The sequence below is a fragment of the Lamprobacter sp. genome, assembly GCF_034860625.1.
In the GTDB taxonomy this organism is placed as follows: Bacteria; Pseudomonadota; Gammaproteobacteria; order Chromatiales; family Chromatiaceae; genus Lamprobacter.
In genome coordinates, this window is the sequence record NZ_JAYESN010000453.1 from 1 (window position 1) to 1,719 (window position 1,719).

2 protein-coding genes are annotated in these 1,719 nt (G+C 63.8%); both read left to right on the forward strand.

What is annotated here, in order from left to right:
• The coding region (gene mnmA, locus VBE63_RS28760; protein ID WP_323686400.1) for a tRNA 2-thiouridine(34) synthase MnmA at nt 1-781 on the forward strand (781 nt) is incomplete at its 5' end.
• Between the two features lie 68 nt (nt 782-849).
• Entirely contained in the window at nt 850-1,491 is a 642-nt protein-coding gene (hflD, locus tag VBE63_RS28765) for a high frequency lysogenization protein HflD (protein WP_323686401.1), read from the forward strand.
• Nucleotides 1,492-1,719 lie beyond the last annotated feature (228 nt).

Sequence of the window (1,719 nt, forward strand, 5' to 3'; positions counted from 1 at the left end):
GACCGGCCATTATGCGCGCGTCGAGCACGCGGGCGATGGCGCGCGGCTGCGCCTGGCCGTCGATGCGAACAAAGACCAGACCTACTTTCTGCATCAGCTCAGCCAGGCGCAGCTCAGCCGCGCCCTGTTCCCGCTGGCTGATCTGACCAAGGCCGAGGTGAGGGAGAAAGCGCGGCAGCTCGGGCTGGCGAACGCCGAGAAGAAGGACAGTACCGGCATCTGTTTTATCGGTGAGCGCCGCTTCGCGGACTTCCTCGACCGCTATCTGCCGCGCAATCCGGGGCCGATCATGACCCCAGAGGGCGAGGTCGTCGGCGAGCATCGCGGCCTCGCTTGGTACACCATCGGGCAGCGTCAGGGGCTCGGTATCGGCGGGGTCGCCGCGCGTGAGGAGGCGCCCTGGTTCGTCGCCTGCAAGGATGTCGAGCGCAACGCGCTGATCGCGGTGCAGGGCGGTGATCATCCGCTGCTCTATGCCTCGCAGCTGAGCGGAGAGCAGCTGCATTGGATCAGTGGGCAGCCACCTTCAGAAGCTCCCATCCCGTGTTTGTGTCGGTTGCGGCATCGGCAATCGCTGCAGCGCTGTACCATCGTTGGTTACGATAGCCAGTCTTGCCAGGTTCGATTCGACGCGCCACAGCGCGCGATCACGCCTGGCCAATCGGCGGTGTTTTATCAGGGTGACGAATGTCTGGGTGGTTGTGTGATACATCAGGCTGACGGGGCTGGGCTAGACCGATCGGCCATCCGGTCGTTGGATGCCTCGGCTGTTGAGCACTAGGTCAGTCCCGGCCTGCGTGAAGTCCCCAGATCGTTCTGACTGCCCCACGTTTTCGAGACCTAACATCCATGCCCTATAGCGACCAAGACCGCATCATCGCGCTCGCCGGACTCCACCAGGCGTCGCACTGCGTGCTGCGCATCGCCAACCGCGGCAGCGTCGACATCGAGCAGATGGAACCCTGCCTCTACAGTCTGTTCCAGATCGATGCCGATGATGTGCCGGCGGTCTACGGCGAGTCCGGCGCGGTAGCGACTGGAGCGCGGCAGATCATCGCCCAGCTCACCGGCCAGCCCGAGCGCAATATGGAAATGACGCGCTACGTGATCACGCTGCTCAAGCACGAGCGCACCCTGGCTGAACGTGGCGATATGTTGGCGGCGCTCGGCGATGGCATCGAGTCGGTGCGCGAGGCCCGCGGTGAGGCGCCTTTGATCGATCGTGATGTGATTGCTCGCTTCGCCAGCCTCTACTCGGCGACGATCAGTAAGCTCGAGCCGCGCATCATCGTGCGCGGCAATCCGCTCTATCTGCAGAACGAGGAGAATCAGGAGCGCATCCGCGCGCTGCTGCTGGCCGGTATCCGCTCGGCAATCCTTTGGCGGCAGTGCGGTGGGCGGCGGATGCAGATCCTGCTCGGCCGGCGCAAGCTGCTCGACGCCGCGCGTGGCTACCTGAGCCCGGCTGAGAATACGCGCCAGCCTAGTTGATGAGCCGAGCTGAGCGACCGATACACCGTTGTCGCCGCTTAGCTGAATCGCCAGATAATCTCGACGGCTAAGCCCTAGTCCTAGGGGCATCATGGGCCAGGCCTTAGGCGAATGGCCATGTTCGTTGAGGCATGTGGTAAGGGGCCAGCGAGTTCAGTTCGCACGCGCGAGCGCACCCGGTAGCCTTGACGCGACAGCGAAGCCGATTCGCTACTATGGCCGTCATAT

Bases quoted from the DNA above. Each gene is read 5' to 3' on its own strand.
- hflD (WP_323686401.1), top strand. From the start codon at position 850: ATGCCCTATAGCGACCAAGACCGCATCATCGCGCTCGCCGGACTCCAC.